Source organism: Pseudomonas sp. SIMBA_068 (assembly GCF_046534705.1).
Lineage (GTDB): Bacteria > Pseudomonadota > Gammaproteobacteria > Pseudomonadales > Pseudomonadaceae > Aquipseudomonas > Aquipseudomonas putida.
Genome location: NZ_JAWRYI010000584.1, coordinates 1 through 269, shown reverse-complemented (window position 1 = coordinate 269; position 269 = coordinate 1). Strand labels below are relative to the sequence as shown.

1 protein-coding gene is annotated in these 269 nt (G+C 40.5%); it reads right to left on the bottom strand.

Annotation, left to right across the window (positions count from 1 at the left end; all coding sequences use genetic code 11):
• The coding region (locus tag SB756_RS30520; RefSeq protein ID WP_410913299.1) for a LysR family transcriptional regulator at positions 1 to 211 on the bottom strand (211 nt) is incomplete at its 3' end.
• Positions 212 to 269 lie beyond the last annotated feature (58 nt).

Sequence of the window (269 nt, the reverse complement as noted above, 5' to 3'; positions counted from 1 at the left end):
AGCTGCCTTGTTGATACAAGTTTTGCCCATGTACGGTAAGGGTAAATTGTTTGCCGTGGCGCTCTAATAGCGCGCAGTTTACTTGCTGCTCTAGTTTTTTTATATGCTGACTTACGCCCGATTGGGTCATAAATAAGCGCTCGGCGGTTTGGGTAAAATGATTTACCTCAACCAACGTGCAAAACGTGTTTAACCATGTCGGGTTTATCATTGCAAAACATACTCAAAATGATGATTAATGATAATTTTACTTAATAACGCATGGTTCG